23 protein-coding genes are annotated in these 22,327 nt (G+C 73.1%); 8 read left to right on the top strand and 15 right to left on the bottom strand.

From position 1 onward, the window contains the following. A partial coding sequence (locus tag ACH4KB_RS37195) for a hypothetical protein (RefSeq protein ID WP_398071414.1) occupies positions 1 to 248 on the bottom strand: 248 nt, incomplete at its 3' end. Between ACH4KB_RS37195 and ACH4KB_RS37190 the strand changes: the two genes are divergently transcribed. Then, on the top strand, positions 247 to 1,545 hold the full coding sequence (locus ACH4KB_RS37190; RefSeq protein ID WP_398071412.1) for a DUF6986 family protein: 1,299 nt from the start codon (positions 247 to 249) through the stop codon (positions 1,543 to 1,545). The genes ACH4KB_RS37195 and ACH4KB_RS37190 overlap by 2 nt on opposite strands. 138 nt (positions 1,546 to 1,683) lie before the next feature. Here the strand turns inward: ACH4KB_RS37190 and ACH4KB_RS37185 are convergent, their stop codons facing one another. Then, on the bottom strand, positions 1,684 to 2,235 hold the full coding sequence (locus tag ACH4KB_RS37185) for a CGNR zinc finger domain-containing protein (RefSeq protein ID WP_398071410.1): 552 nt from the start codon (positions 2,233 to 2,235) through the stop codon (positions 1,684 to 1,686). Between the two features lie 100 nt (positions 2,236 to 2,335). Between ACH4KB_RS37185 and ACH4KB_RS37180 the strand changes: the two genes are divergently transcribed. Then, positions 2,336 to 3,169, top strand: coding sequence for an alpha/beta fold hydrolase (locus ACH4KB_RS37180; RefSeq protein WP_398071408.1), 834 nt, complete (start codon positions 2,336 to 2,338; stop codon positions 3,167 to 3,169). 93 nt (positions 3,170 to 3,262) lie between these two features. On the opposite strand, the gene ACH4KB_RS37175 is transcribed toward ACH4KB_RS37180, so the two are convergent. Next, complete coding sequence (locus ACH4KB_RS37175) at positions 3,263 to 4,291, bottom strand: LacI family DNA-binding transcriptional regulator (RefSeq protein WP_398071406.1); 1,029 nt, start codon at positions 4,289 to 4,291, stop codon at positions 3,263 to 3,265. A 207-nt stretch (positions 4,292 to 4,498) separates the two neighbouring features. On the opposite strand from ACH4KB_RS37175, the gene ACH4KB_RS37170 reads away from it, so the two are divergent. Both ACH4KB_RS37170 and ACH4KB_RS37165 read left to right on the top strand, forming a co-directional pair. Next, positions 4,499 to 5,428, top strand: a complete 930-nt coding sequence (locus ACH4KB_RS37170) for an ROK family protein (protein WP_398071404.1) — start codon at positions 4,499 to 4,501, stop codon at positions 5,426 to 5,428. A gap of 192 nt (positions 5,429 to 5,620) precedes the next feature. Next, positions 5,621 to 6,658 carry an NUDIX domain-containing protein gene (locus tag ACH4KB_RS37165; RefSeq protein ID WP_398071402.1) on the top strand — a complete coding sequence of 346 codons (1,038 nt, stop codon included), beginning with the start codon at positions 5,621 to 5,623 and terminating at the stop codon, positions 6,656 to 6,658. 44 nt (positions 6,659 to 6,702) lie between these two features. Here ACH4KB_RS37165 and ACH4KB_RS37160 read toward each other — a convergent pair whose 3' ends face one another. Both ACH4KB_RS37160 and ACH4KB_RS37155 read right to left on the bottom strand, forming a co-directional pair. Then, the gene (locus tag ACH4KB_RS37160; RefSeq protein ID WP_398071400.1) at positions 6,703 to 7,392 is read right to left on the bottom strand and encodes an MBL fold metallo-hydrolase; all 690 of its coding nucleotides are present in this window, start codon (positions 7,390 to 7,392) and stop codon (positions 6,703 to 6,705) included. A gap of 109 nt (positions 7,393 to 7,501) precedes the next feature. After that, entirely contained in the window at positions 7,502 to 8,866 is a 1,365-nt protein-coding gene (locus tag ACH4KB_RS37155; RefSeq protein ID WP_398071398.1) for a dipeptidase, read from the bottom strand. Between the two features lie 195 nt (positions 8,867 to 9,061). Between ACH4KB_RS37155 and ACH4KB_RS37150 the strand changes: the two genes are divergently transcribed. Further along, positions 9,062 to 10,276 (top strand): geranylgeranyl reductase family protein, encoded by a 1,215-nt coding sequence (locus tag ACH4KB_RS37150; protein WP_382154893.1) that lies wholly within the window; start codon positions 9,062 to 9,064, stop codon positions 10,274 to 10,276. 83 nt (positions 10,277 to 10,359) lie between these two features. Here the strand turns inward: ACH4KB_RS37150 and ACH4KB_RS37145 are convergent, their stop codons facing one another. Beyond that, positions 10,360 to 10,815 carry a nitroreductase family deazaflavin-dependent oxidoreductase gene (locus ACH4KB_RS37145; protein ID WP_398071396.1) on the bottom strand — a complete coding sequence of 152 codons (456 nt, stop codon included), beginning with the start codon at positions 10,813 to 10,815 and terminating at the stop codon, positions 10,360 to 10,362. 147 nt (positions 10,816 to 10,962) lie between these two features. On the opposite strand from ACH4KB_RS37145, the gene ACH4KB_RS37140 reads away from it, so the two are divergent. Beyond that, positions 10,963 to 11,664: a TetR/AcrR family transcriptional regulator gene (locus ACH4KB_RS37140; protein ID WP_398071394.1), complete on the top strand. Its 702-nt coding sequence runs from the start codon at positions 10,963 to 10,965 to the stop codon at positions 11,662 to 11,664. Between the two features lie 132 nt (positions 11,665 to 11,796). Here ACH4KB_RS37140 and ACH4KB_RS37135 read toward each other — a convergent pair whose 3' ends face one another. The 3 genes from ACH4KB_RS37135 to ACH4KB_RS37125 form a co-directional block, all read right to left on the bottom strand. After that, positions 11,797 to 12,552: a maleylpyruvate isomerase family mycothiol-dependent enzyme gene (locus tag ACH4KB_RS37135; protein WP_398071392.1), complete on the bottom strand. Its 756-nt coding sequence runs from the start codon at positions 12,550 to 12,552 to the stop codon at positions 11,797 to 11,799. Between the two features lie 33 nt (positions 12,553 to 12,585). Beyond that, positions 12,586 to 12,951 carry an SCO4225 family membrane protein gene (locus ACH4KB_RS37130; RefSeq protein WP_398071390.1) on the bottom strand — a complete coding sequence of 122 codons (366 nt, stop codon included), beginning with the start codon at positions 12,949 to 12,951 and terminating at the stop codon, positions 12,586 to 12,588. A gap of 114 nt (positions 12,952 to 13,065) precedes the next feature. After that, entirely contained in the window at positions 13,066 to 14,196 is a 1,131-nt protein-coding gene (locus ACH4KB_RS37125) for an MFS transporter (protein WP_398071388.1), read from the bottom strand. A 239-nt stretch (positions 14,197 to 14,435) separates the two neighbouring features. Here ACH4KB_RS37125 and ACH4KB_RS37120 point away from each other — a divergent pair, with 239 nt between their 5' ends. Further along, positions 14,436 to 15,650: an ROK family protein gene (locus ACH4KB_RS37120; protein ID WP_398071386.1), complete on the top strand. Its 1,215-nt coding sequence runs from the start codon at positions 14,436 to 14,438 to the stop codon at positions 15,648 to 15,650. A gap of 219 nt (positions 15,651 to 15,869) precedes the next feature. Here the strand turns inward: ACH4KB_RS37120 and ACH4KB_RS37115 are convergent, their stop codons facing one another. Further along, positions 15,870 to 16,388: an ATP-binding protein gene (locus ACH4KB_RS37115; RefSeq protein WP_398071384.1), complete on the bottom strand. Its 519-nt coding sequence runs from the start codon at positions 16,386 to 16,388 to the stop codon at positions 15,870 to 15,872. Positions 16,389 to 16,647: 259 nt separating this feature from the next. Further along, on the bottom strand, positions 16,648 to 16,965 hold the full coding sequence (locus tag ACH4KB_RS37110) for a hypothetical protein (RefSeq protein ID WP_361877905.1): 318 nt from the start codon (positions 16,963 to 16,965) through the stop codon (positions 16,648 to 16,650). Between the two features lie 236 nt (positions 16,966 to 17,201). Between ACH4KB_RS37110 and ACH4KB_RS37105 the strand changes: the two genes are divergently transcribed. Continuing rightward, on the top strand, positions 17,202 to 18,335 hold the full coding sequence (locus ACH4KB_RS37105; protein ID WP_398071382.1) for a PLP-dependent cysteine synthase family protein: 1,134 nt from the start codon (positions 17,202 to 17,204) through the stop codon (positions 18,333 to 18,335). 49 nt (positions 18,336 to 18,384) lie between these two features. On the opposite strand, the gene ACH4KB_RS37100 is transcribed toward ACH4KB_RS37105, so the two are convergent. The 4 genes from ACH4KB_RS37100 to ACH4KB_RS37085 form a co-directional block, all read right to left on the bottom strand. Further along, complete coding sequence (locus ACH4KB_RS37100) at positions 18,385 to 18,864, bottom strand: SRPBCC family protein (protein ID WP_398071380.1); 480 nt, start codon at positions 18,862 to 18,864, stop codon at positions 18,385 to 18,387. Between the two features lie 61 nt (positions 18,865 to 18,925). Beyond that, positions 18,926 to 20,506, bottom strand: a complete 1,581-nt coding sequence (locus ACH4KB_RS37095) for an SDR family oxidoreductase (protein WP_398071379.1) — start codon at positions 20,504 to 20,506, stop codon at positions 18,926 to 18,928. Between the two features lie 176 nt (positions 20,507 to 20,682). Beyond that, positions 20,683 to 21,129: an SRPBCC family protein gene (locus tag ACH4KB_RS37090; protein ID WP_215108196.1), complete on the bottom strand. Its 447-nt coding sequence runs from the start codon at positions 21,127 to 21,129 to the stop codon at positions 20,683 to 20,685. A gap of 65 nt (positions 21,130 to 21,194) precedes the next feature. Next, positions 21,195 to 22,067 (bottom strand): DeoR/GlpR family DNA-binding transcription regulator, encoded by an 873-nt coding sequence (locus ACH4KB_RS37085; RefSeq protein WP_398071378.1) that lies wholly within the window; start codon positions 22,065 to 22,067, stop codon positions 21,195 to 21,197. Between the last annotated feature and the right edge of the window lie 260 nt (positions 22,068 to 22,327).

The raw sequence follows: 22,327 nt of genomic DNA, 5'->3' as shown, positions 1-22,327 counted from the left end.
AACTCGTCGACTACGGCGTCGTCGGCGACCTCTTCACGGTCGTGCCCCAGCTCACCGAGGAGATCAACACCCGCAAGGGCTGACCCTTCCGGAGAGCACCCCGCCCCGGGCCGCACGGTGAACCCCACCGCGCGGCCCGCGGCCGTTCCGGGCGACCATTGACGCAGGTCGAGTGGCCTTATAACTTCACTATACGGATTGTTGATTCCGGGAAGCGGAAACAGCGAGAGCGTGGAGGGTATGGTCATGGGTCAGCAGGAGAAGGTGGCAACGAGCCTCGCCGGTGCGGTCAGCGAGGAGATCAGCGCCTCCCTCACGGCGGTCGACGCGGAACTCGCCCGCCGCTACCCGGGTGATCCCGGCACCCGCCAGCCCGTGCACACCGTCTACGTACCCGGCGACGTCTTCGAGCCCGGCACCCTGCGCTCCTGGGGCGACCAGGCCCTGGCCGCTCTCGACGAACACGCCCCCGACGCCGCTTCGTTCGCCGCCGTCCTCGGCATCCCCGAGGAACTGGCGGGACCGGTCCACGACCGGGTACGCGCCAAGCTGGAGCGCGAACCCGTCGAGGATCTGCGCATCGACTTCGAGGACGGCTACGGCTCCCGCCCGGACGCCGAGGAGGACGAGGCCGCCGCCCGCGCGGCCCGCCTGGTCTCCGAGGCGTACGCGAACGGCACGGCGGCCCCCTACATGGGCATCCGGATGAAGTGCATGGAGGCCGGCGTCCGTGACCGGTCCATCCGCACAACGGACGTCTTCCTCAGCGGTCTGATGGCGGCCGGAGGTCTGCCCGAAGGGCTCGTGCTGACCCTCCCGAAGGTCACGTACCCCGAGCAGGTCACCGCCTTCGTCCAGCTCCTGGAGGCCTTCGAGAGGGCGCACGGTCTCGACGCCGGACGCATCGGCTTCGAGATCCAGATCGAGACCAGCCAGTCGATCCTCGCCGCCGACGGGACCGCCGCGGTGGCCCGCATGATCGACGCCGCGCGGGGCCGGGCGACCGGGCTGCACTACGGCACCTTCGACTACAGCGCCTGTGTCGGGGTCAGCGCCGCCTACCAGGCCAGCGACCACCCGGCGGCCGACCACGCCAAGGCCGTCATGCAGGTCGCCGCCGCGGGCACCGGCGTACGCGTCTCCGACGGCTCGACCAATGTCCTGCCCGTGGGTCCGGCCGACCGGGTCCACGAGGCCTGGCGGCTCCACTACGGCCTCACCCGCCGCGCTCTGGCCCGGGCGTACTACCAGGGCTGGGACATGCACCCCGGCCACCTGCCGACGCGCTACGCGGCCGTCTACGCCTTCTACCGGGAGGGCCTGGAGTCGGCCGCCGCCCGGCTCGCCGCCTATGTGGCCAAGGCCGGCGGTGACGTCATGGACGAGCCCGCCACCGTCAAGGCCCTCGGCGGCTACCTGCTGCGCGGCATCGACTGCGGCGCGCTGGACACCGCCGAGGTGGCCCGGCTGACCGGCCTGACCCGCGCGGACCTGGAGGCCTTCGCCTCGCCGCGCCGGGGCGACCTGACAGTCACGGCTCCGTAAGGGGCGTCGGCGGATTGTGCGCCCCGGCGGGACGGTCCCTCCCGCCGGGGCGCTCCTGCGCGCCCGGCCGCCGTGAACGATCCTCCGGGCGCCTCCGGGACGTGTCCTCGGGGGAGGTCGGGGCCCGGCCCGTCCTCATCAGGCGTCCCGGCGTGCGGCCGCCCCGCCGCGGGCGCGGTAGGCGCGCATCTTGTGCCGTGCGCCGCACACGTCCATGTCGCACCAGAGGCCGTTCGACGACGGCGCCCGGTCGTAGAAGACCCAGCGGCACTCCGGGGCCGCGCAGGCCTTGAGGCGGGTGGCGTGACGCCCGGTCAGGCCGTGCGCCAGGAGGGCTTCGAGCACCGGGCGTACCACCTCCGCCGCCGCCCCTCCGCCGGAGGCCGGCCGCAGGGTGAGCGTGCCGTCGGGGCGCACGGCGGGAGCACCCGCGACCGCGGCGATGAGCCGGTTGAGAGCGTCGACCGCCGCCGGTGAGGTCCGCTCGACCAGAAAGGCCCGCACGGTCTCCCGCGCCTCCGTGAGCGAGTCCAGCTCTCCCTGATCGGCCGGTGCCGGGAAGCCGTGCGCGCCGAGCCACCGGGCAGCCGTCTCCGGCCGGGCGAGATCGTCCTCGTCGTGGAGATGAGTGGCCGTGTTGCAGAAGTCCTCGACCAGTCCGAGCTCCGCGGGCGCAGGGTTCCGTCGCATGATCACCACCTTATCGCGGTTACCGACAATACGCTTTAGTTGGTAACGTGAATGGTCCGGCAGGGGTACCCCCTCATCACCGCAGGCCAGGAGGCACACCATGAACGGGAAGCTGACCAGGACGTTCGAGACTCCGGACGGGGCGGTCCGCTGGGACGTGCTGGGGGAGGGGGAGCCGGTGGTCCTGCTGCACGGCACCCCGTTCTCCTCGCTCATCTGGCGCGACATCGCCCCGGCCCTCGCCCGCGACCACCGCGTCCACCTCTGGGACCTGCTCGGGTTCGGACAGTCGGAGCAGCGTGACGGGCAGGACGTCGGCCCGGCGGCGCAGGCGAAGGTCTTCACCCGGCTCCTGGAGCACTGGGGGCTGGAGCGCCCGCGCGTGATCGCCCACGACATCGGCGGAACCGTCGCCCTGCGGGCACTGCTCCTGCACGGCGCGCGGTACGCGGACCTCACCCTGGTGGACGCGGTGGCCTGCGGGGAGTGGGGCACCGGGTTCTTCCGGCTCATCAGGGAGAACGCGCACCTCTTCGAGCAACTCCCCGGCTACGCCCACGAGGCGCTGGTCGAGAGCCATCTGCGCCACGCGACGCACACCGGCTACCGGGCAGACGTCCTGTCCGCCCATGCCGACCCCTGGCGCGGCGAGCGCGGCCGGGCCGCGTACTACCGCCAGTACCGGCAGGCCGAACAGGCCGCGACCGACGAGTTCCAGCACCTGCTGGGGGACGTTCCGGTGCCGACCCGGATCATCTGGGGGCGTGAGGACCGGTTCCTGCCGGCGCCCTTCGCCGAGCAGTTGCACGCGCTGATCCCGCACTCCGAACTGCACTGGATCGAGGGTGCGGGCCATACGGTGCAGGAGGACGCCCCCGCGCAACTGCTGGCCCTGCTGACCAGGGCCTTCCGGCAGGCCGGCGCCGGGGTCTGACCGCGCTCCGACGGGCGCCGTTCCGGCGTGCGGTCCTCGCGTCCTCGTGACGCGGTCCGGCGCCCCCGTGCGGGCGGCCGCGCCCGACGGGCCTCAGGCGGGGGGCAGTTCGCCCGAGCCGCGGGGGATCAGCGTCGTCGGCAGTTCCACCCGGGCCGTGGCGTGGTCCGCCCCGTCGAGGCGGCGGAAGAGGTGCTCGGCGGCGGTCCTGCCGACCGCCGCGGCGTCCTGCGAGATCACGGTGATACCGAGCAGGTCGGCGAGCTCGATGTCGTCGAACCCCACGAGCGCCACGGGCCGCTCCCGCTCCGCGATCACCCGGACCGCCGTCACCGTCACCCGGTTGTTGCCCGCGAACAGCGCGGTGACCGGCTCGGGCCCGGAGAGCATCTCCTCCGCGGCGGCCCGCACCCGCTCCGGCTCGGTGGAGCCGAGGGAGACCCAGCCGTCCTCGACGGTGATACCCGCGTCCCGCATGGCGGTGTGATAGCCGCGCAGTCGTTCGGTGGCCGTGTGGATCCGCGGCTGGTCGCCGATGAACCCGATCCTGCGGTGGCCGTGCGCGATGAGGTGGGCCACGCCCTCCCTGGCCCCGCCGAAGCTGTCGGAGAGCACCATGTCGACGTCCACGTGGCCCGCCGGGCGGTCCACGAAGACCGTGGCGACGCCCGCCTTGATCTCCGGCTCCAGATAACGGTGGTCGTCGCCCGCGGGGATCACGATCAGACCGTCCACCCTGCGGGCGCACAGCGCCAGCACCAACTCCTGCTCCCGCTCCGGGTCCTCGGCGCTGGAACCGTTGATCAGCAGCGCGCCGTGTGCGCGGGCGACCTCCTCCACCGCGCGGCTCAGCGGACCGTAGAACGGGTCCGCCAGATCCTCCAGGACCAGTCCGATGGATGCCGTACGGCCCTTGCGCAGAACCCGGGCGCTGTCGTTGCGGCGGAAGCCGAGCGCGTCGATCGCCTCCTGCACACGACGCTCGGTGTCCGGCGTGACGCCGGGCTCGCTGTTCACCACCCGGGAGACCGTCTTCAGGCCGACTCCGGCGCGGGCCGCCACGTCCTTCATCGTCGGCCGGTTGCCGTAGCGGGTCTCGGAATGACGGGCGGTCCGGTCCACGTGCGCTGTCCTGTCGTCGGATTACGGGCGGGGCTGCGGCGCTCCGGCCGGCGCCGAGCGGGGGCCGGTGGGGCGCCGCGGGGGTGATCGGAGGCTGTGGCGTCGAGCATAGGCCCTGGACAACGTTGTCAACAGAATGGAGACTGTGCAGACTGTGGACGGAACCCGCAGGTCCCGCCCCTTCGCCGATCCGGAGAGCCCACACCGATGCATACCGACCTCGTCGCCGCGCTCGACATCGGCGGCACCAAGATCGCCGGCGCGCTGGTGGACGGCGACGGATCCCTCCTCGTACGGGCGCAGCGGCCGACGCCCGCCCGGGAGGGCGCCGAGGCGGTCATGGGCGCCGTGGACCAGGTGCTGGGCGAGCTGATGGCCTCGCCGCTGTGGGGTCGCGCCGGCTCCGTCGGCATCGGCAGCGCCGGTCCGGTGGACGCCGCCGCCGGCACGGTCAGCCCGGTCAACGTCCCCGGCTGGCGGGACTTCCCGCTGGTGGAGCGCGTGCACAAGACAGCGGACGGACTGTCGGTCGCACTGGTCGGCGACGGGGTCGCGATGACGGCCGCCGAGCACTGGCTCGGCGCGGCCCGGGGCTACGACAACGCGCTGTGCCTCGTCGTGTCGACGGGCGTCGGCGGAGGCCTCGTCCTCGGCGGCACCCCGCGGTCCGGCCCCTCGGGCAACGCCGGGCACATCGGCCACATCAGCGTCGACCTGGACGGCGACCCGTGTCCCTGCGGTGCGCGCGGCTGCGTCGAGGGCATCGCCAGCGGCCCCAACATCGCCCGCCGCGCGCTGGAGAACGGCTGGCGGCCCGGCCTCGACGGCGACGCGACGGCCGCCGCGGTGGCCGTCTCCGCCCGCGCCGGAGACCCGGTCGCCATCGCCTCCTACGAGCGTGCCGCCCAGGCGCTGGCGGCCGGCATCGCCGCCACCGCCACCCTGGCGGACCTCGACATCGCGGTGGTCGGCGGGGGAGTGGCCGGGGCCGGCGACGTGCTCTTCGTGCCGCTGCGCCGCAGCCTGCGCGACTACGCCACGCTCTCCTACCTCCGGCGGCTGACCGTGGCGCCCGCCGTGATGGGCACCGACGCGGGTCTGGTCGGGGCCGCGGCGGCGGCCATCGCGCTTCGCTAGCGACCCCCCGCAACAGCTTCCAGGGGGCGCCCGGTTCGTCAGGCCGGGCGCCCCCTGGGTCACGTTCCGAGCGCCGTACCCGGCCCCCGATCGCTCCGGACGACCGCATCCGGTCAACGCCGTCGCCGCCGCGGGGTTTCCGCGGCAGGGTGTTGCGGGCAAGCCACAGGGGGCTACGGAAGAGGGGGAACCGTGATCGTCTGGATCAACGGTGCGTTCAGTGCGGGCAAGACCAGCGCCGCGGGCGAACTGATCGATCTGATCCCGAACAGCACGCTGTACGACCCGGAGGTCACCGGCGCGGGGCTGCGCAGTCTGCTGCCGCAGAAGAGGCTCGCCGAGGTCGACGACTTCCAGGACCTGCCGATCTGGCGGCGGCTCGTGGTGGACACGGCGGCGGCGCTGCTCGCCGAGGTGCCCGGGGTGCTGGTGGTGCCGATGACCCTGCTGCGGCAGGAGTACCGCGACGAGATCTTCGGAGGGCTCGCCTCCCGGCGTATTCCCGTGCGGCATGTGGCGCTCTCACCTGAGGAAACGATCCTGCGAAGCCGGATCGCGGGCCGCGAGGAGTTTCCCGGCGACGAGGAGCAGAGCGAGCGGGTGCGCCTGTGGGCGTACGAGCACATCGGCCCGTACCGCGATGCCCTCGACTGGATCACCGAGGACGCGCATGTGGTCGACAACAGCGCCCTCACGCCCCGTGAGACCGCCGAGCGGATCGCGGACGCCGTGCGCACGGGGAACGCCGCGCCGTGCCCGATCGTCCAGAGCCCGGAGCCGACCGCCGAGACGGTGGCCGCCGGGGTGCTGCTCTTCGACGAGCAGGACCGGGTGCTGCTCGTCGACCCCACGTACAAACCGGGGTGGGAGTTCCCCGGTGGGGTGGTGGAGGCGGGCGAGGCTCCCGCGCAGGCCGGGATCCGTGAGGTCGCCGAGGAGATCGGTCTCCGCCTCGACCGGGTCCCCACCCTGCTGCTCGTCGACTGGGAGTCGCCCCGCCCGCCGGGCTACGGCGGGCTGCGCTTCCTCTTCGACGGCGGCCTGTTGCGCTCCGAGGACGCCGGCCGGCTGCTGCTGCCCGGCTCGGAGCTGCGCGGCTGGCGCTTCGTCACCGAGGAGGAGGCCGCGGGGATGCTGCCGCCCACCCGGTACGAGCGGTTGCGCTGGGCCCTGCGGGCGCGCGAGCGGTCGACGGTGCTGAACCTGGAGGCGGGGGTGCCGGTGGGCTGAGCGGCGTGCCGGGGCTTCAGGGCCGGCCTCCACGCGGGCGGCGCTCACTCGCCGTTCGCCGCCGCCTCCATCAACGCGGCCGCGTTCCCGGTGAGCGGGTCGCCGTGACCGAAGCAGACGGTACGGGGCGCGAGCGCGGCCAGTCGCCGGAACGTGGCGGCCGCCCCGGCCCGGTCCACGTTGAACACGCCGAGCATCACCCGCCGCTCCACGGAGGCGACGGTGTCCCCGGTGAACAGCACACCGTGGCGCGGCAGATGGAGCGCGATGGAGCCCGCCGTGTGACCGGGGGCGTGGACCACCCGTGCCCCGTCCCCGAACGGCAGCACCTCGCCGCCGGTCACCTCGCGGTCGACCCGGGTGGGCGGGGCGTCGGGGCACGTCAGCCCGTGTTCCCACAGCGGCAGTTCCCAGTCCAGCAGGTCCGGCTCCGGTACGGGGCGCTCGCCCCGTACCACCGGGGCGTCCAGCGCGTGGGCGATGATCTCGGCGCCGTGCCGGTCCGCCAGCTCCTGCGCGGCCCCGTAGTGGTCGCGGTGGCCATGGGTGATGACGATGCGCCGGATCCCGGCAGGGTCGAGGCCGAGCGTGCGGATCGCGTCCTCGATCGCGGCGGCCGACTCGACGTCACCCGCGTCGACCAGGGTCAGCTCCGTCCCGTCGTGCCAGAGACAGGCCTGACCGATCCGGAAGCGGAACATGTGCAACTGGGGGAGTACCTCGACGAGATCCATGCGGTGAACGTACGCAGCGGCGGACGTCCACCGCACGGATCTACGCTTCGGGCGACTTCGCCGGGGGCGTAGCGGCACCCGGGCCGCCCCGTGGGGCGGCCTTTGGCGGTCAGACCTTCTTCGACTCCGCGTAGTTCCGCAGGAACAGCGCCTCGGCGACCGACATCCGCTCCAGTTCCTCGGGCGACACGCTCTCGTTCACCGCGTGGATCTGCGCCTCGGGCTCGCTCAGCCCGATCAGCAGGATCTCCGCCTCCGGGTAGAGGCCCGCCAGCGTGTTGCACAGCGGGATGGAGCCGCCCATCCCGGAGGACTGCATCTCCTGGCCCGGGTACGCGTCCCGCATCGCGTCCGCCATCGCCGTGTACGCCGGGCTGGTCATGTCCGCGCGGAACGGCTGCCCCTGGCCCACCTGTTCCACCCGCACCCTCGCACCCCACGGGGCGCGGGACTCCAGGTGGGCGGTGAGCAGCTTCGTCGCCTCGGCGGCGTCCTGGCCCGGCGGTACCCGCAGACTGATCTGCGCCCGCGCGCTCGCCTGCACGGACGGCGTCGCGCCGACGACCGGCGGGCAGTCGATGCCGATGACGGTGACGGCGGGGCGCGCCCAGATCCGGTCCGCGACCGTGCCCGTGCCGATCAGCTCCACCCCGTCCAGCACCTTGGCGTCCTGCCGGAACTCCGCCTCCGGGTACTGGAGCCCGTCCCAGTCGGCGTCGCCGGTCAGGCCGTCGACCGTGGTCGTCCCGTCCTCGGCGCGCAGCGAGGCCAGCAGCTGGATCATCGCGGCCAGCGCGTCCGGGGCCGCGCCACCGAACTGCCCCGAGTGCAGGTTCCCCTCCAGGGTGTCCAACCGCACCCGCAGCATCGTCATCCCGCGCAGCGTCGCGGTGACCGTCGGCAGCCCGACCCGGAAGTTCCCGGTGTCGCCGATGACGATCGTGTCGGCCGCCAGCAGCTCCGGGTGCGCTTCCGCGTACCGCTCCAGACCGCCGGTGCCCTGCTCCTCGGAGCCCTCGGCGATCACCTTCACCGAGACCGGGACGCCGCCGTTCGCCTTGAGGGCGCGCAGCGCGAGCAGGTGCATGATGAACCCGCCCTTGCAGTCGGCCGCGCCCCGGCCGAACCAGCGGCCGTCGCGATCGGTGAGTTCGAACGGCGGGGAGATCCACGCCGACTCGTCCAGCGGCGGCTGCACGTCGTAGTGCGCGTAGAGCAGCACGGTCGGAGCCCCGGCCGGGCCGGGCAGGAACCCGTAGACGGACTGCGTGCCGTCGGGGGTGTCCAGCAGGGCCACGTCCGTGAACTCCTCGGCGCGCAGGGCGTCGGCGACCCAGTTCGCCGCGCCCTCGCACTCGCTCCTCGGGAACACCGCCGGGTCCGCCACCGACTGGAACGCCACCAGCTCGGCCAGTTCCTCCCGGGCGCGGGGCATCAGCGAGGCGACGGTCTCGGGAATCGGACGGGCGGTCATGGGCACGCTCCTCGTGGGTGCGACGTTATGGGTAGGGCGCGGTGTGTACGCGACCGTGTGCGACGCCGTCTGTGAGGCGACGCATGTACGACGAAATCATGGCCGATCCTCCCACAGGAGGGCTGGGCCGGAACGCGCCGTAGGATGCCGTGAGCAGCTTGGGGCCACTGGTCGGATCAGGAGCAGAAGCACATCGTGAGCAGCGAGAACGCAGACGCCGGACGTGAGCCGGAAGAGTCGTCCGTGTGGGATGTCGTCGTGGTCGGCGCCGGACCGGCCGGTGCGTCGGCGGCGTACGCGGCAGCCGTGGCGGGCCGGAGAGTCCTGCTGCTGGAGAAAGCGGAACTGCCGCGCTACAAGACCTGCGGCGGGGGAATCATCGGGTTCTCGCGGGACTCCCTGCCGCCGGGGTTCGAACTGCCCCTGAAGGACCGCATCCACGCGGTCACCTTCTCGCTCAACGGCAAACTGTCGCGCACCCGCCGCTCCCGGCGCATGCTCTTCGGGCTCATCAACCGCCCGGAGTTCGACGCCGGTCTGGTCGAGGAGGCGCAGAAGGCCGGGGCCGAACTGCGCACCGGGGCATCGGTGGTGCGGGTCGAGCAGCACGGTCCCGCCGTGCCCGACCGGCGGACGGTCGCCGTGGTGCTGGCCGGTGGCGAGACGGTGCTCGCGCGGGCGGTCGTCGGCGCGGACGGCAGCGCGGGCCGGATAGGAGCCCATGTCGGGGTGAAGCTCGACCAGGTCGACCTCGGCCTGGAGGCGGAGATCCCGGTCCCGGCCACCGTCGCGGAGGACTGGGCGGGCCGGGTGCTCATCGACTGGGGCCCGATGCCCGGCAGTTACGGCTGGGTGTTCCCCAAGGGGGACACCCTCACCGTGGGCGTCATCTCGGCGCGCGGCGACGGCGCGGGCACCAAGCGGTATCTGGAGGACTTCATCGCCCGCCTCGGCCTCGCCGGGTTCGAGCCGGCCGTCTCCTCCGGCCATCTCACCCGCTGCCGCAGCGACGACTCTCCGCTCTCCCGCGGCCGGGTCGTGGTCTGCGGGGACGCGGCCGGACTGCTGGAGCCGTGGACCCGCGAGGGCATCTCCTTCGCACTGCGCTCGGGCCGGCTCGCGGGGGAGTGGGCGGTCAGGATCGCCGAGTCGCACGACGCGGTGGACGCCCGCCGCCAGGCCCTCAACTACGCCTTCGCCATCAAGGCCGGTCTCGGCGTCGAGATGGGCGTCGGCCGTCGCATGCTCAAGCTGTTCGAGCGTCGCCCGGGGATGCTGCACGCGGTGCTGACCGGCTTCCGCCCGGCGTGGAAGGCGTTCGCCGGGATCACCCGGGGAACGACGTCGCTGGCCGAGCTGGTCCGTACGCACCCGCTGGCGCAGCGGGCGCTGTCCGCGATGGACCGCTGAGGTCCCGCCTCACGACCGTGCTCCTCGGGGTGCCGCTCCGCCCGGCCGGGTGGCGGCGGCGCCCCGACGTCGTACGGGGCGGGTCAGCCCTCGACCGTGATGCGGAAGACCGGGTGGTCCGGGCAGGCCGCCAGCAGTTCGGCGTCCGTGGACTTCGCCGTGATCCCCTGGAAGTACTGGTTGACCTCCCAGCCCCACCGCTCCAGATAGGCCCGGATGATCCGGGCCTTCTGCGCGTCGTCGGCGATCTCCACGGCGGTGAAGCCTCTCACCTTGCGTCCCAGCCGCAGCTCTCCGCCGCCCGCGACGCGCATGTTGCGCACCCACTGCGAGTGACCCCGGGCCGAGACGAGGTACCGCTCGCCCTCGAAAGCGTGGGCGTTGACGGGAATGCGTTGCGGCTGCCCGCTCTTCCGCCCGCGCACCGACAGCTCGGCCGATCCCATCAGGCTGATGCCGTGTCGGGCCAGCCATCCGACGATCCCGTTGAGACGGTCGGCGGAGGCGCTCGCCCGGAGGTAGTAGGGCTGCTGCGACATGAGTGACTCCCGGCGGTGTGGGAGAGCGGTGCTCTCGCTTGAGATCAGTGTGCACGGGCTGGCGTCTCAAAGCAAGAGCACTGCTCTCTGAACGGATGACTGCTCTTGTTTCGTGTCGGTGATCCGTGCGCATGGCAGACTGATCGCATGAGCACCATCCGAGGGGCCAGGGAACGTGCCCGCATCGAAGTGACCGCGGCCATCAAGGACGAGGCCAGGAAGCAGCTCGCGAAGGAGGGTGCGGCGAAGCTCTCGCTGCGAGCCGTGGCCCGGGAGCTGGGCATGGTCTCCTCCGCGCTCTACCGCTACTTCCCCAGCCGCGACGACCTGCTCACCGCGCTGATCGTCGACGCGTTCGACGCGATCGGCGCGGTCGCGGAGCGGGCGGCGGGGGAGCGGGCGGGGACGGTCCCGCCCGCCGAACGCTGGATCGCGGTGGCCTGTGCCGTACGGGAGTGGGGGCTCGCCCACCCCCATGAGTACGCGCTGATCTACGGTTCGCCCGTCCCCGGCTACATCGCTCCGATGGACACGGTGGGGCCCGCGTCCCGGGTGGGCCTGGTCCTCATCGACATCGTCCGTGCCGCCTCCCGGGCCGGGGGCCTCGCCGTGCCCTCCCTCGCCCCGGAGCTGCGGTCCGACGCGGAGCGGATGGCCGCCGAGTTCGCCCCGGACGTGCCTCCGGCCGCTGGGGCGGCCCTGGTCGCCGCCTGGGCCCAGCTGTTCGGCCTGATCTCCTTCGAGCTGTTCGGACAGTTCAACCGGGTCGTCGAGGCGCGCGAGCCGCTGTTCCGGCAGGCCGCGGGCGAGCTGGCCCGCTCGGTCGGCCTGCGCGCGGTCGAGCCGTAGGGCCGCCCTTCCCCGGCGGCGTACTCCCCATGCAGTTCGGGTGATCACCACGCACGGCGGACGCCGCCGCACCCGTCCGCCGTCCAAGGCCTCTCGTTCGGATCAGGTCGGGCTCGCGGGGCCCGGTGGCGTTCACCAGGTGACCGCGGAGTTGTCCGTCCAGATCCGGGCCACCGAGCGGTCGCCGCGCAGGGTGACGGCGGTGAGCGGCAGCCGGTTCCAGAGGGTGAGGTAGAGCCCCTCCGCCGTACCGCTCAGTTCGCAGTCGAAGCCGTCGCCCGGCTGGGTCCCGGCCTCCGACCGTACGGCCTGGAGCGGGTCCTGGGAGATCCGTACCGTCCAGGTCGCCTCGGTGTCCACGGCCCGCACCCGCAGCGTCCGGGGCTTCTGGGAACGCACCTTGCTCTTGGGCCGGGCGTGGAAGCCGGTGAGGAGCTCGTCGATGCCGTCGACCGCCCGGTCCGCGGACACCGGGCTCAGCGGACCGCCGAGCGCCGACTCTGCGTCCACGCGGTGCACGGTCGTCTCGTTGAGCTGGCGGCGGGACCAGAACGCCAGGGGCGAGGGGGCCGGCATGAAGGTCCAGCAGTCCAGGTCGGCTGGGGCTTCCTCCAGGGAGCCGACCAGATGGCGGTGCCCCTCGCGGAACCAGTCCAGGAGTTCGGCGCCGTCGAGGGCGGGTTCGCCGCCGTCCGGCCGATGGGTGGTGTGGCCCTCGGTGATGAACGCCGCCGCCCAACGGTGCACCATGCCGGTGTGCCGCAGGAGATGACGTATCTGCCAGCCGGGACAGGTCGGGACCGATGCCCCCGATCCGGCCCGCTCGGCGGCGGCCGCGAGCAGCCGCCCTTCCTCGGACAACGACGCGATGTGCTCGGCGATCTGCATGGCGGCGATTGTGCCAGGGCCCCTGTTCGGCCCTCAGACGCCCTGCGGGTGCGCGGAACCGGCCGACCCGGCCCGGCGCACCAGGCGGACGAACCAGCCCAGGGCCAGCGACTGGACGAGGACCGAGACCGCCAGGCCGAGCACCAGGAACCACGTGGGCCCGCCGGCCTCGGCGCCCGCCAGGGAGCCGCCGAGGAAGAACAGGAAGACGGTCGGGGCCGCGAGGAGGAACAGCCAGACGCCGGAGAACGAGGCGTCCTCATGGGCGACGAAGAGGGTGTCCGCGGCGACGAACAGCGTCGCCGCGAGCACCAGCCCGAGGTAGATCAGGGAAGCGGGGTTGCGGAAGGTCAGCCGGACCAGGGTGTTCAGGTGCGGGTGGTCGGTCAGGCGCTTCATGGTGTGCTCCCCTGCTGCTCGCTCTGCCGCTTGCTCGGCCGAGGCCTCCATCGTGCGCGGGGGGAGCGGGTCCTGCCTGAGTACGGCTACTCAATCGACCGTGTGTGCGGGTGATCAGGTGTGCGCGTCCGTCGTCGCGTTGCGCGCCCCGTAGCCCAGGGCGGCCGCCGCCGCGGCCAGCAGGGCGACCGTCGTCAGGGCCAGCGGCAGCGAGAACCAGTCGGCGAGGAAGCCGATCGCAGGCGGGCCGAGCAGCATCCCGCCGTAGCCGAGCGTCGACGCCGCCGCGACTCCGCTCGGTCCCGCGAGCTCGCCCGCACGCCCCACCGCGACGGGGAAGATGTTGGCGAGCCCCAGGCCGGTGACCGCGAACCCGGCCAGTGCCAGCCAGGTGGTCGGCGCCAGCGAGCCCAGCAGCATTCCGGCCGAGGCCGTCGCGCCGCCGAGGACGAGGGTGCGGGTCTGGCCGAGCCGTTCCAGGAGGATGGTCCCGGTCAGCCGGCCCACCGTCATCGTCAGGGCGAACAGCGCGTAGCCGGCGGCGGCGAGCCCGGGGCGCGCGCCCAGGTCCTGTTCCAGGTGCAGTGCGCCCCAGTCGGCCAGGGCCCCTTCCCCGTACGCCGTGCACAGGGCGATCACGCCGAAGAGCACGACGACGCGGCGGGCCCGGGGCGACAGCCGCTGCTTCGGCGCCTTCCGGTCGACGGGCCGAGGAGCGGCGGGGGCGGGGCGGTGCCGCAGGAGGACGGGTCCGGCGAACGCGGTGACGAGCAGACCTGTCCCGGCCAGCAGGAAGAGGTGCGTGGACGCGGCCAGGCCCCCCGCGACCAGCCCGCCGAGCCCGGCGCCGACCATGCCGCCCAGGCTGAACGCCGCGTGGAAGCTGGGCATCACGGGCCGGCGCAGTTCGGCGACCAGGTCGACGGCCGCGCTGTTCATCGCCACGTTCATCCCGCCGTACGCCGCACCGAACACCAGTAGCACGAGGCCGAGGGAGAGCGCCGAGTGGGTCTGGGCGGGCAGGGCGATGCTCAGGGGGAGCAGGACGCCGCAGACCACGGTGACGGCATGGCTGCCGTAACGGCGGCAGAGCCGGCCGGTCAGCATCATGGTGATGACCGCCCCGGCGGATACGCCGAGGAGGGCGAGGCCGAGGGTGGAGGCGGAGGCTCCGGTCTGCTGCTTGATGGCCGGGATACGGACCACCCAGCCGGCGAAGAGGAACCCGTCGAGGGCGAAGAACACGGTCAGCGCGGTACGGAGGCGGGCCGACGAGGGTGGAGCGGTGTCTCCGCCAGGTCCCCCCGGTAGGGCCGTCCGCAGTTTGTTTAGTTGCGGCACAAACTCAGCATAGGGGCGCTCGGGCGACGGGCGCAACACCGCTGCATGCCGTACGTCGCGGCCTCCCGGCCGTGGCGGGAACGGGGCCCCCGGGCGGCCCCTGGGCGTCCGGGGCGCCTCCGGATCATGGGAGACTCGCCCCCATGAACGGCAAGGCGACCACCACCCGGACGAAGTTGGAGAGGGGCCGCAGTGCGCTCGGGCCCGCACTGGAACTGGTCCACACCGGACGCGCCCCCACCCGGGCCGTGCTCACCTCCGAACTCGGCGTCACCCGCGCCACCGCCGGGGCGGTCGCCGCGGAACTGGAGGCGCTCGGGCTGATCCGGGTCGACTCCAGCCCGGGGTCGGCGGCCGGATCCCAGGGCCGGCCCTCGCACCGGCTGTCCGTCCTGGAGACCGGCCCCGTCGTCCTCGCCGCCCAGGTGCACTCCGACGGCTTCCGGGCCGCGCTCGTCGGGCTCGGCGGCCGGATCGTCGCCACATCGCCGGGCTGCGTCGCGGTCATGGCCGACCCGGCACAGGTACTCGGCGAGGTGGTGGAAGCGGGGGCGGGGCTGCTGCGCGAGAGCGGGCTGCGCTGCGTCGGGGCCGGGCTCGCGGTGCCCTCCGCGGTCGCCGAGCCGGAGGGCACCGCCCTCAATCCGCTGCACATCGCCTGGCCCGTCGGCTCCCCGGTCCGCGACATCTTCGCCGCCTGCGTACGCGAAGCGGGCGTCACCGGGCCCGCGTTCACCGGCAATGACGTCAACCTCACCGCGCTGGCCGAGCACCGGCACGGCGCGGGCCGCGGCGCCCAGCACCTCCTGTGCGTGGCCACCGGCCACCGGGGCGTCGGCGGGGCCCTCGTCCTCGACGGCCGGCTGCACAGCGGGAGTTCGGGGCTCGCGCTGGAGGTGGGGCATCTCACCGTGAACCCCGAGGGGCGGCCCTGCCACTGCGGCGGGCGCGGCTGCCTCGACGTGGAGACCGACCCGCTGGCCTTCCTCACTACCGCCCGCCGCGAACCGGGTCCCGAGGAGTCCCTCCTCAAGCAGGCCGGAAACCTGCTCCGTACGGAGTACGACGACCCCGCCGTACGGCACGCCGCCGAAGCGCTGATCGACCGCCTGGGTCTGGGGCTGGCCGGACTGGTCAACATCCTCAACCCGGACCGGATCATCCTCGGCGGGCTCCACCGCGACCTGCTGGAGGCGGACCCGGAGCGGCTGCGCGCCGTCGTCGCCGACCGGAGCCTGTGGGGGCGCAGCGGCAGCGTGCCGATCCTGCCGTGCACCCTGGCCCACAACAGCCTGGTGGGCGCCGCCGAACTGGCCTGGCAGCCGGTCCTCGACGACCCGCTCGCGGCGTTGGCCTGACACCCGCAGGTCCCCGCCGTCAGCGCACCGTTCGCTGCTGCTGCTGCTGCTGCTGCTGCTGCCGCCGCTGCCGCTGCGGCTGCTGTCCCGGTCGGCTGCCGGAGGTCGGGTGCGGCACGGGCTCCGGCTGCTCCCGAGTGAGCCGCGGGCGGCGGCAGGGCGTGACCCCCGCCCGGCCCGCGCCGCCCGGCCCGCGCCGCCCGGCCCGCCCGCTCCGTTTCAGCCGACCACGGCCGACCGGGCGGGCACGGCCGCGATGTCGTCGGGGGCGATGGTCACGGCCCCGAACGGCCCGTCGGTCATCGACCCGTAGACCGCGAGCGGTGGCAGGGTCGAGGCGCCGGTGGCCGCGGGCAGGGTGAACCAGACGGCCTTCCCGGCCGAGCCGATCGGCCGCACGCCCCAGCTCTCGCTGACGGCGGCGATCAGAGCCAGCCCCCGGCCCGACGTGGCGAACGAGTCCGCCTCGTTCACCGTGGGCAGGCGTGGGTCGTGGTCGTGGACGGAGACCGTCAGGCGGTCGAGCAGCAGCTCGATGTCGACGGTGCATGACTTGTCCGGCTGTGCGTGCCGGTGGACATTGGTGAGAAGCTCGGTGACGCCCAGGGCCGCCTGGTCGATCAGAGGATCGAGATGCCAGTAGCGCAGTTGCGCCGAGATGATTCTGCGGACCTGACCGATCCGCGACGGCAGGGCCTGGAGCTCCACCGTGCAGTGCCTGCTTGGCTCGCTGATCACGGCTGCGACTCCCCGAAATAGGTCCGGAAGAAGAGAAGAGAAACGAACGGGGCCGGCGGACGACTGACTGCCGGATCCGCTCTGCTCTTGTCGTGTCTGCTCGTGTCGCGCGATCCGCTCCGTGGAGCGGATCGCTCTGTCACCGAGGGTGCACCTTCAGTGACATGGGACCAGCGTGGCCCAGGGGGTACGGCTCCGCAACTCGCGGCGGAGCCCGGCGGCCCGCGAACCGGTCCGCCGGGCCCGTGCCTGCCCCCGTTCAGTCCCTGCGGCCGCGCGCGTGGCGCAGAGCCTCCAGGAAGCGCCGCAGTGGAGCCGCCCCGTCGCGTCTGCGGCTGCGCTGCCCCATCGTCAACCGGTAGCGCACCCCGTTCACCCGGGCGATGACGGAATCCGCCGCGATGAACCACCATGTGCGGGCGCTGACCGAGCCCACCGGGGCGCTGTCGATCTCCCGCCCGTTGCTCGTGAGCAGCGACAGCCGCCCGTCCTTCACCACCACCTGACCAGCCCTGGTCAGCGACCTGGTGAACCGCTCGATCCTGACCCCTGAAGCACTGAACTCGACGTCCGTCATGGCGGATTCGCCCCCCTTCGGCACCACTCCCTGCTGTGCAGTGTGCCCCGGCGCGGGCCGGACCGCCAGAGGGCCCGGAAGCACGACGGGCCCTCGACCGCACCGCCCGTCGCCGCCGCCCCCGCGGGCGGTGGTCAAAGGCAGCGCTATGGACCATCAAAGTGACCGTTTGCGCAGGTGGGGTGCATATCGTGGGGGCGCGAGCACCGGATCGACGACCAACAGGGAGCAGGCCCATGGACACCGTTGAGCACGCAGCCGGGCACGGGGCCAGGGCGACCGTGGACGTCGACCGCAGCGACCCGGAGTACCGGGCCTGGCTGAAGGAGGCCGTCCGCAAGGTCCAGGCCGACGCGAACCGTTCCGCCGACACCCACCTGCTGCGCTTCCCGCTGCCCGAGGTATGGGGCATCGACCTCTACCTCAAGGACGAGTCGACGCACCCCACCGGCAGCCTCAAGCACCGCCTCGCCCGCTCGCTCTTCCTGTACGGGCTCTGCAACGGCTGGATCCGGCCCGACAGGCCGGTCATCGAGGCGTCCAGCGGTTCGACCGCCGTGTCGGAGGCGTACTTCGCCAAACTGATCGGCGTCCCGTTCATCGCCGTGATGCCGCGCACCACCAGCCCGGAGAAGACCCGGCTCATCGAGTTCCACGGCGGGCGGTGCCATTTCGTGGACGACTCGCGCACCATGTACGAACAGTCCGCGGCCCTCGCCGCCGAGACCGGCGGGCACTACATGGACCAGTTCACCTACGCGGAGCGCGCCACCGACTGGCGCGGCAACAACAACATCGCGGAGTCGATCTACCAGCAGCTGCGCCTGGAGCGCTACCCGGAGCCCGCCTGGATCGTCGCCACCGCCGGGACCGGCGGCACCTCGGCGACCATCGCCCGCTACGTCCACTACCTCCAGCACGACACCCGCATCTGTGTGCCCGACCCGGAGAACTCCTGTTTCTTCGACGGCTGGACCAACCACGACCCGCTCGCCACCAGCGACCGCGGCTCACGCATCGAGGGCATCGGCCGCCCGCGCATGGAGCCCAGCTTCGTGCCCGGCGCCATCGACCGCATGATGAAGGTGCCCGACGCCGCCAGCGTCGCCGCCGTCCGCGCCCTGGAGCGCGCCATCGGCCGGAAGGCGGGCGGGTCGACGGGCACCGGACTGTGGAGCGCGTTCAAGCTGATCGCCGAAATGGTGGAGCGGGGCGAGCGCGGGAGCGTCGTCACGCTGCTGTGCGACCCGGGCGACCGCTACCTGGACAAGTACTACTCCGACTCGTGGCTGGAGGAACAGGGCCTGGACATCGCCCCGTACACCGCCGCCATCGACGCCTTCCTCGCCACCGGTACCTGGCCCTGCTGAGGGCTGCGCCGACCGCACAGCTCGCCGAGGCTTGCGCCGGCCGCACGGCTCAGGGCGTCGTCGCCGCCAGCCGCGCGTCCAGGCGGCGCACGGCGTTCCGGAAGGACCGGCCCACCCCCGCCCGCGCGAGGCTCAGCACCAGGCGGAACAGCCCCGTCCCGTCGGCGGCGAAGGTCCACTGCACCCGGGTGCCGGACCCCTCCGGAGTGAGCCGCCACTCCTCCAACAGGGCCCGGAGACCCGGGGCGTTGGACTCGTCCGCCCGGTAGGCGTAGCACGTGTCCGGTTCGGCGGCCACGATCGTCTCGCGGAACCGGACCCCGCCCCGCAGCCGCACCTCGCGGCCCGCCCCCTCATGGGTGGACGTGGCCAGGGTGACGGCGGTGAACCAGGACGGCCAGGACGCGACATCCTCGGCGAGCGCGCGGTACACCACGCCCACGGGGGCGGACACCTCGGCGGCGAACACCAGACGCATCGGCGCGGAATCGACGAACTCCCGTCCCACGGTACGGAGTAGGCGTGCCATCGCGTGCACCTCTCGGTGGTCTGCGGCGTGTTGGGCCGGGCACACCCTAGCGGCAGGACCGTCAGTTGTCTGTACCACTGTCGGCCATCGACGCCCGCCGTCTCTCCTCGGCCGCGGCAGCCTCGGCGATGTTGCGAGCCATCCCGCCGAACACCACCGAGTGGAAGGGCCACACGCTCCACCAGTAGGCGTGACCGAACAGCCCGCGCGGATGGAACAGGGCGCGCTGCCCGTACACCGTCCGGCCCCGGTCGTCGCGGCGCACCGACAGCTCCAGCCAGGCCAGGCCCGGCACCCGCATCTCGGCCCGCAGCCGCAGCAGTTCGCCCGGCAGGATCTCCTCCACCCGCCAGAAGTCCAGCGAGTCGCCCACCCGCAGCCGCTGGGCGTCCCGGCGCCCGCGCCGCAGCCCCACCCCGCCGACGAGCCGGTCGAGCCAGCCGCGTACCGCCCAGGCCAACGGGAAGGAGTACCAGCCGTTCTCCCCGCCGATGCCCTCGATCACCCGCCACAGCGCGCCCGGCCCGACCGGCACGGTCAGCTCCCGCTCGTCGCGGTAGAGGCTGCCGCCCGCCCAGTCCGGGTCGGTGGGCAGCGGGTCGCTCGGCGCGCCGGGCACCGAGGCGTTGGACCAGCGGGTGTCGACCCGCGCCTCCTGGATCCGCTTCAGGGCCAGACGCAACGCCCGGTCGAAGCCGATGGGCCCGTCCGGCGGATCGGGGACGTACTCCTTGATGTCGTGCTCCCGGCACACCACCTCGTGGCGCAGCGATTCCGTGAGCGGCCGGGCGATGGAGCCGGGCACCGGGGTGACCAGGCCGACCCAGCGGCTGGAGAGCGTCGGGGTGAGCACCGGCACCGGCAGGATCAGCCGTCGCCGCAACCCCGCCACCCGGGCGTAGCGCTGCATCATGTCCCGGTACGTCATGACGTCCGGGCCCCCGATGTCGAAGGCCCGGTTCACCTCCTCGGGCAGCTTCGCGCTCCCCACCAGATACCGGACGACGTCCCGCACGGCCACCGGCTGGATCCGGGTCCGCACCCAGCTCGGGGTGATCATCAGCGGCAGCCGCTCGGTGAGGTACCGCAGCATCTCGAACGAGGCGGACCCCGAGCCGATCACGATCGCCGCGCGCAGTACCGCCGTCGGCACCCCGGAGTCCAGCAGAATGTGCCCCACCTCGGCCCGCGAGCGCAGATGCGGCGACAGGTTCCGCTCCGGCACCCCGGCCGGGGTCAGCCCGCCCAGGTACACGATCCGGCGCACCCCGGCCGCCCGCGCCTGTTCGCCGAAGGTTCTCGCCGCCGTGCGGTCGGTCTCCTCGAAGTCCGAACCGGAACCGAGCGCGTGCACCAGGTAGTACGCCACATCGACGTCCCGCATCGCCTCTGCCAGGGACGCGGCGTCGGTGACATCGCCGCGCACCACCTCTACCCGGTCCACCCAGGGGTAGTCGCGCAGCTTCCGCGGCGTTCTGGCCAGGGTGCGCACCCGGTGCCCCGCATCGAGCAGAGCGGGCACCAGCCGGCCGCCGATGTAGCCGGTCGCCCCGGTCACCAGAGCGCGCGGACGCGAGCTGCCGGGGCCGTCCGGGCCATCGGGGAGACTCAGGTCGGCAGAGGTATCGCCCAGATCCGTCACCTGGCCGAGTCTGGCACCGAACGGCCGGTAGGACCGGTCGGGGGGTCCGTGCGGGGGCATCGATGCCATGGGTACGGCGCAATCGTGTGACGGTCACATCACCCGCACCGCATCGGCCACCCGGTCGTTGGCGACTTCGCGGAGAGCTGAGGTACGCCTGCTCCGGCCCGGCGGTCCTATCGGTCGCCGGGGGAGGCGAGCAGGGCGTCCAGGACCTTGCCGAACATCCGCCGTCCGGTGGAGGCGAGCAGCGGATCACCCCACCGGGGCACCAGCCGCACCCGGAGCTCCTCGACCCAGACCACATGGGAACCGGAATCCGTGGGAAGCACGTCGATCGAGGCCCGGCCCAGCACCACGGCCCCCCGCTTCTCCAGCCGGCAGACCCCCGCCCGGCCCCCGGCGGGAGGCGTCCACCGCACCACTTCCATCGGATCGTCGAACGCCAGCGGGCCCAGCCCCGTACGCGCCACGAAGACCGTCCCGAGCTGCGAGGGAAGTCCGGTCGGGACCGAGATCGCGGTCAACGGCACCTGCGCGCCGTGCCGTTCCCAGTCGGTCACCCGGCGCCAGGCCTCGGCTGCGGGGAGAGGGGAGAAACGCTCGATCCGGAAGACGGCCACACCACGATCCTATGGGGTGTCCGCCGGACCCGCGCCGAGCCGAACGGAATCCGGAGCGCCCCGCCTCAGAGGCTGTCGGGTGACCTCGGGGCGGGCGACGCCCCGTCGGCCCCGGCGGGGGAGTCGCCCGCCACCAGCAGACCCGGCAGATTTTCCTCGATCTCCGCGCGCGTCCGAGGAGCCAGACCGGCGTCCGTGACGAACGTGTCGACCTCCTCCAGCGTCGCGAAGGAACTCAGGCCCACCGTGCCCCACTTGGTGTGATCGGCCACGACCACGATCCGGCGCGCCGCCCGGACGAAACGGCGGTTGGTCTCCGCCTCCGCGAGGTTGGGCGTCGAGAGCCCGGCCTCGGCCGAGATCCCGTGCACGCCGAGGAACAGCACATCGAAGTGGAGGGAGTCGATGGCCCGGTCCGCGACCGGCCCGACCAACGAGTCCGAGGGAGTGCGCACCCCGCCCGTCAGCACCACCGTCGCCGCCCCGGGCCGCGCCCCGCGCCCCCCGGCCGGACGCTGCGCGTCATGGAACACGTCGGCCACCCGCACCGAGTTGGTCACCACCGTCAGATCCGGCACGTCCAGCAGATGCCGGGCCAGCGCGAAAGTCGTCGTCCCGCCCGAGAGCGCGATCGCGCTGCCGGGCACCGCCAGCGCCGCCGCCGCCCGCGCGATGTCCTCCTTGGCGCTCAGCTCCAGCGCCGACTTCGCCTCGAACCCGGGCTCGTGCGTACTCGCCTCGACGACCGGGACCGCGCCGCCGTGGACCTTCTCGATCACGCCCTGGCGGTCCAGCGCGTCCAGGTCCCGGCGGATCGTCATGTCGGAGACGTTCAGCTTGCGGGTCAGCTCGTTGACCCGGACCCCGCCACGCCTGCGCACCTCGTCGAGGATCAGCGCACGTCGCTGCTCCGCGAGCAGGTTCTGATTCTCGCTCAACGCCGGGCCCGGTCCTTCCCTCTGCCGTACGGTCCGCAGCGGCCTGCGCGACACGCTCATCCTGCCACGCAGGCATGTCCGGCGTATCACCTGGGGAGATTCCGTGAGACCGCTTCACACACCCGCCCCGCGCCCGGAATCCTCGGGACTTCGCGGCCGGCGGGTCACCACGCCCGGCGCCGGCGACGTCCCGGCCCCGCACCATCCGCTCCTGAGCACGTCCTCGTCGGCCGCGAGGCCGACGCGCCCGAGAGAGAGTT

This window comes from Streptomyces sp. NPDC017520, from assembly GCF_044329855.1.
GTDB lineage: Bacteria > Actinomycetota > Actinomycetes > Streptomycetales > Streptomycetaceae > Streptomyces.
The sequence above is the reverse complement of the archived record's forward strand: the minus strand, read 5'-3'. Positions and strand labels throughout refer to the sequence as shown.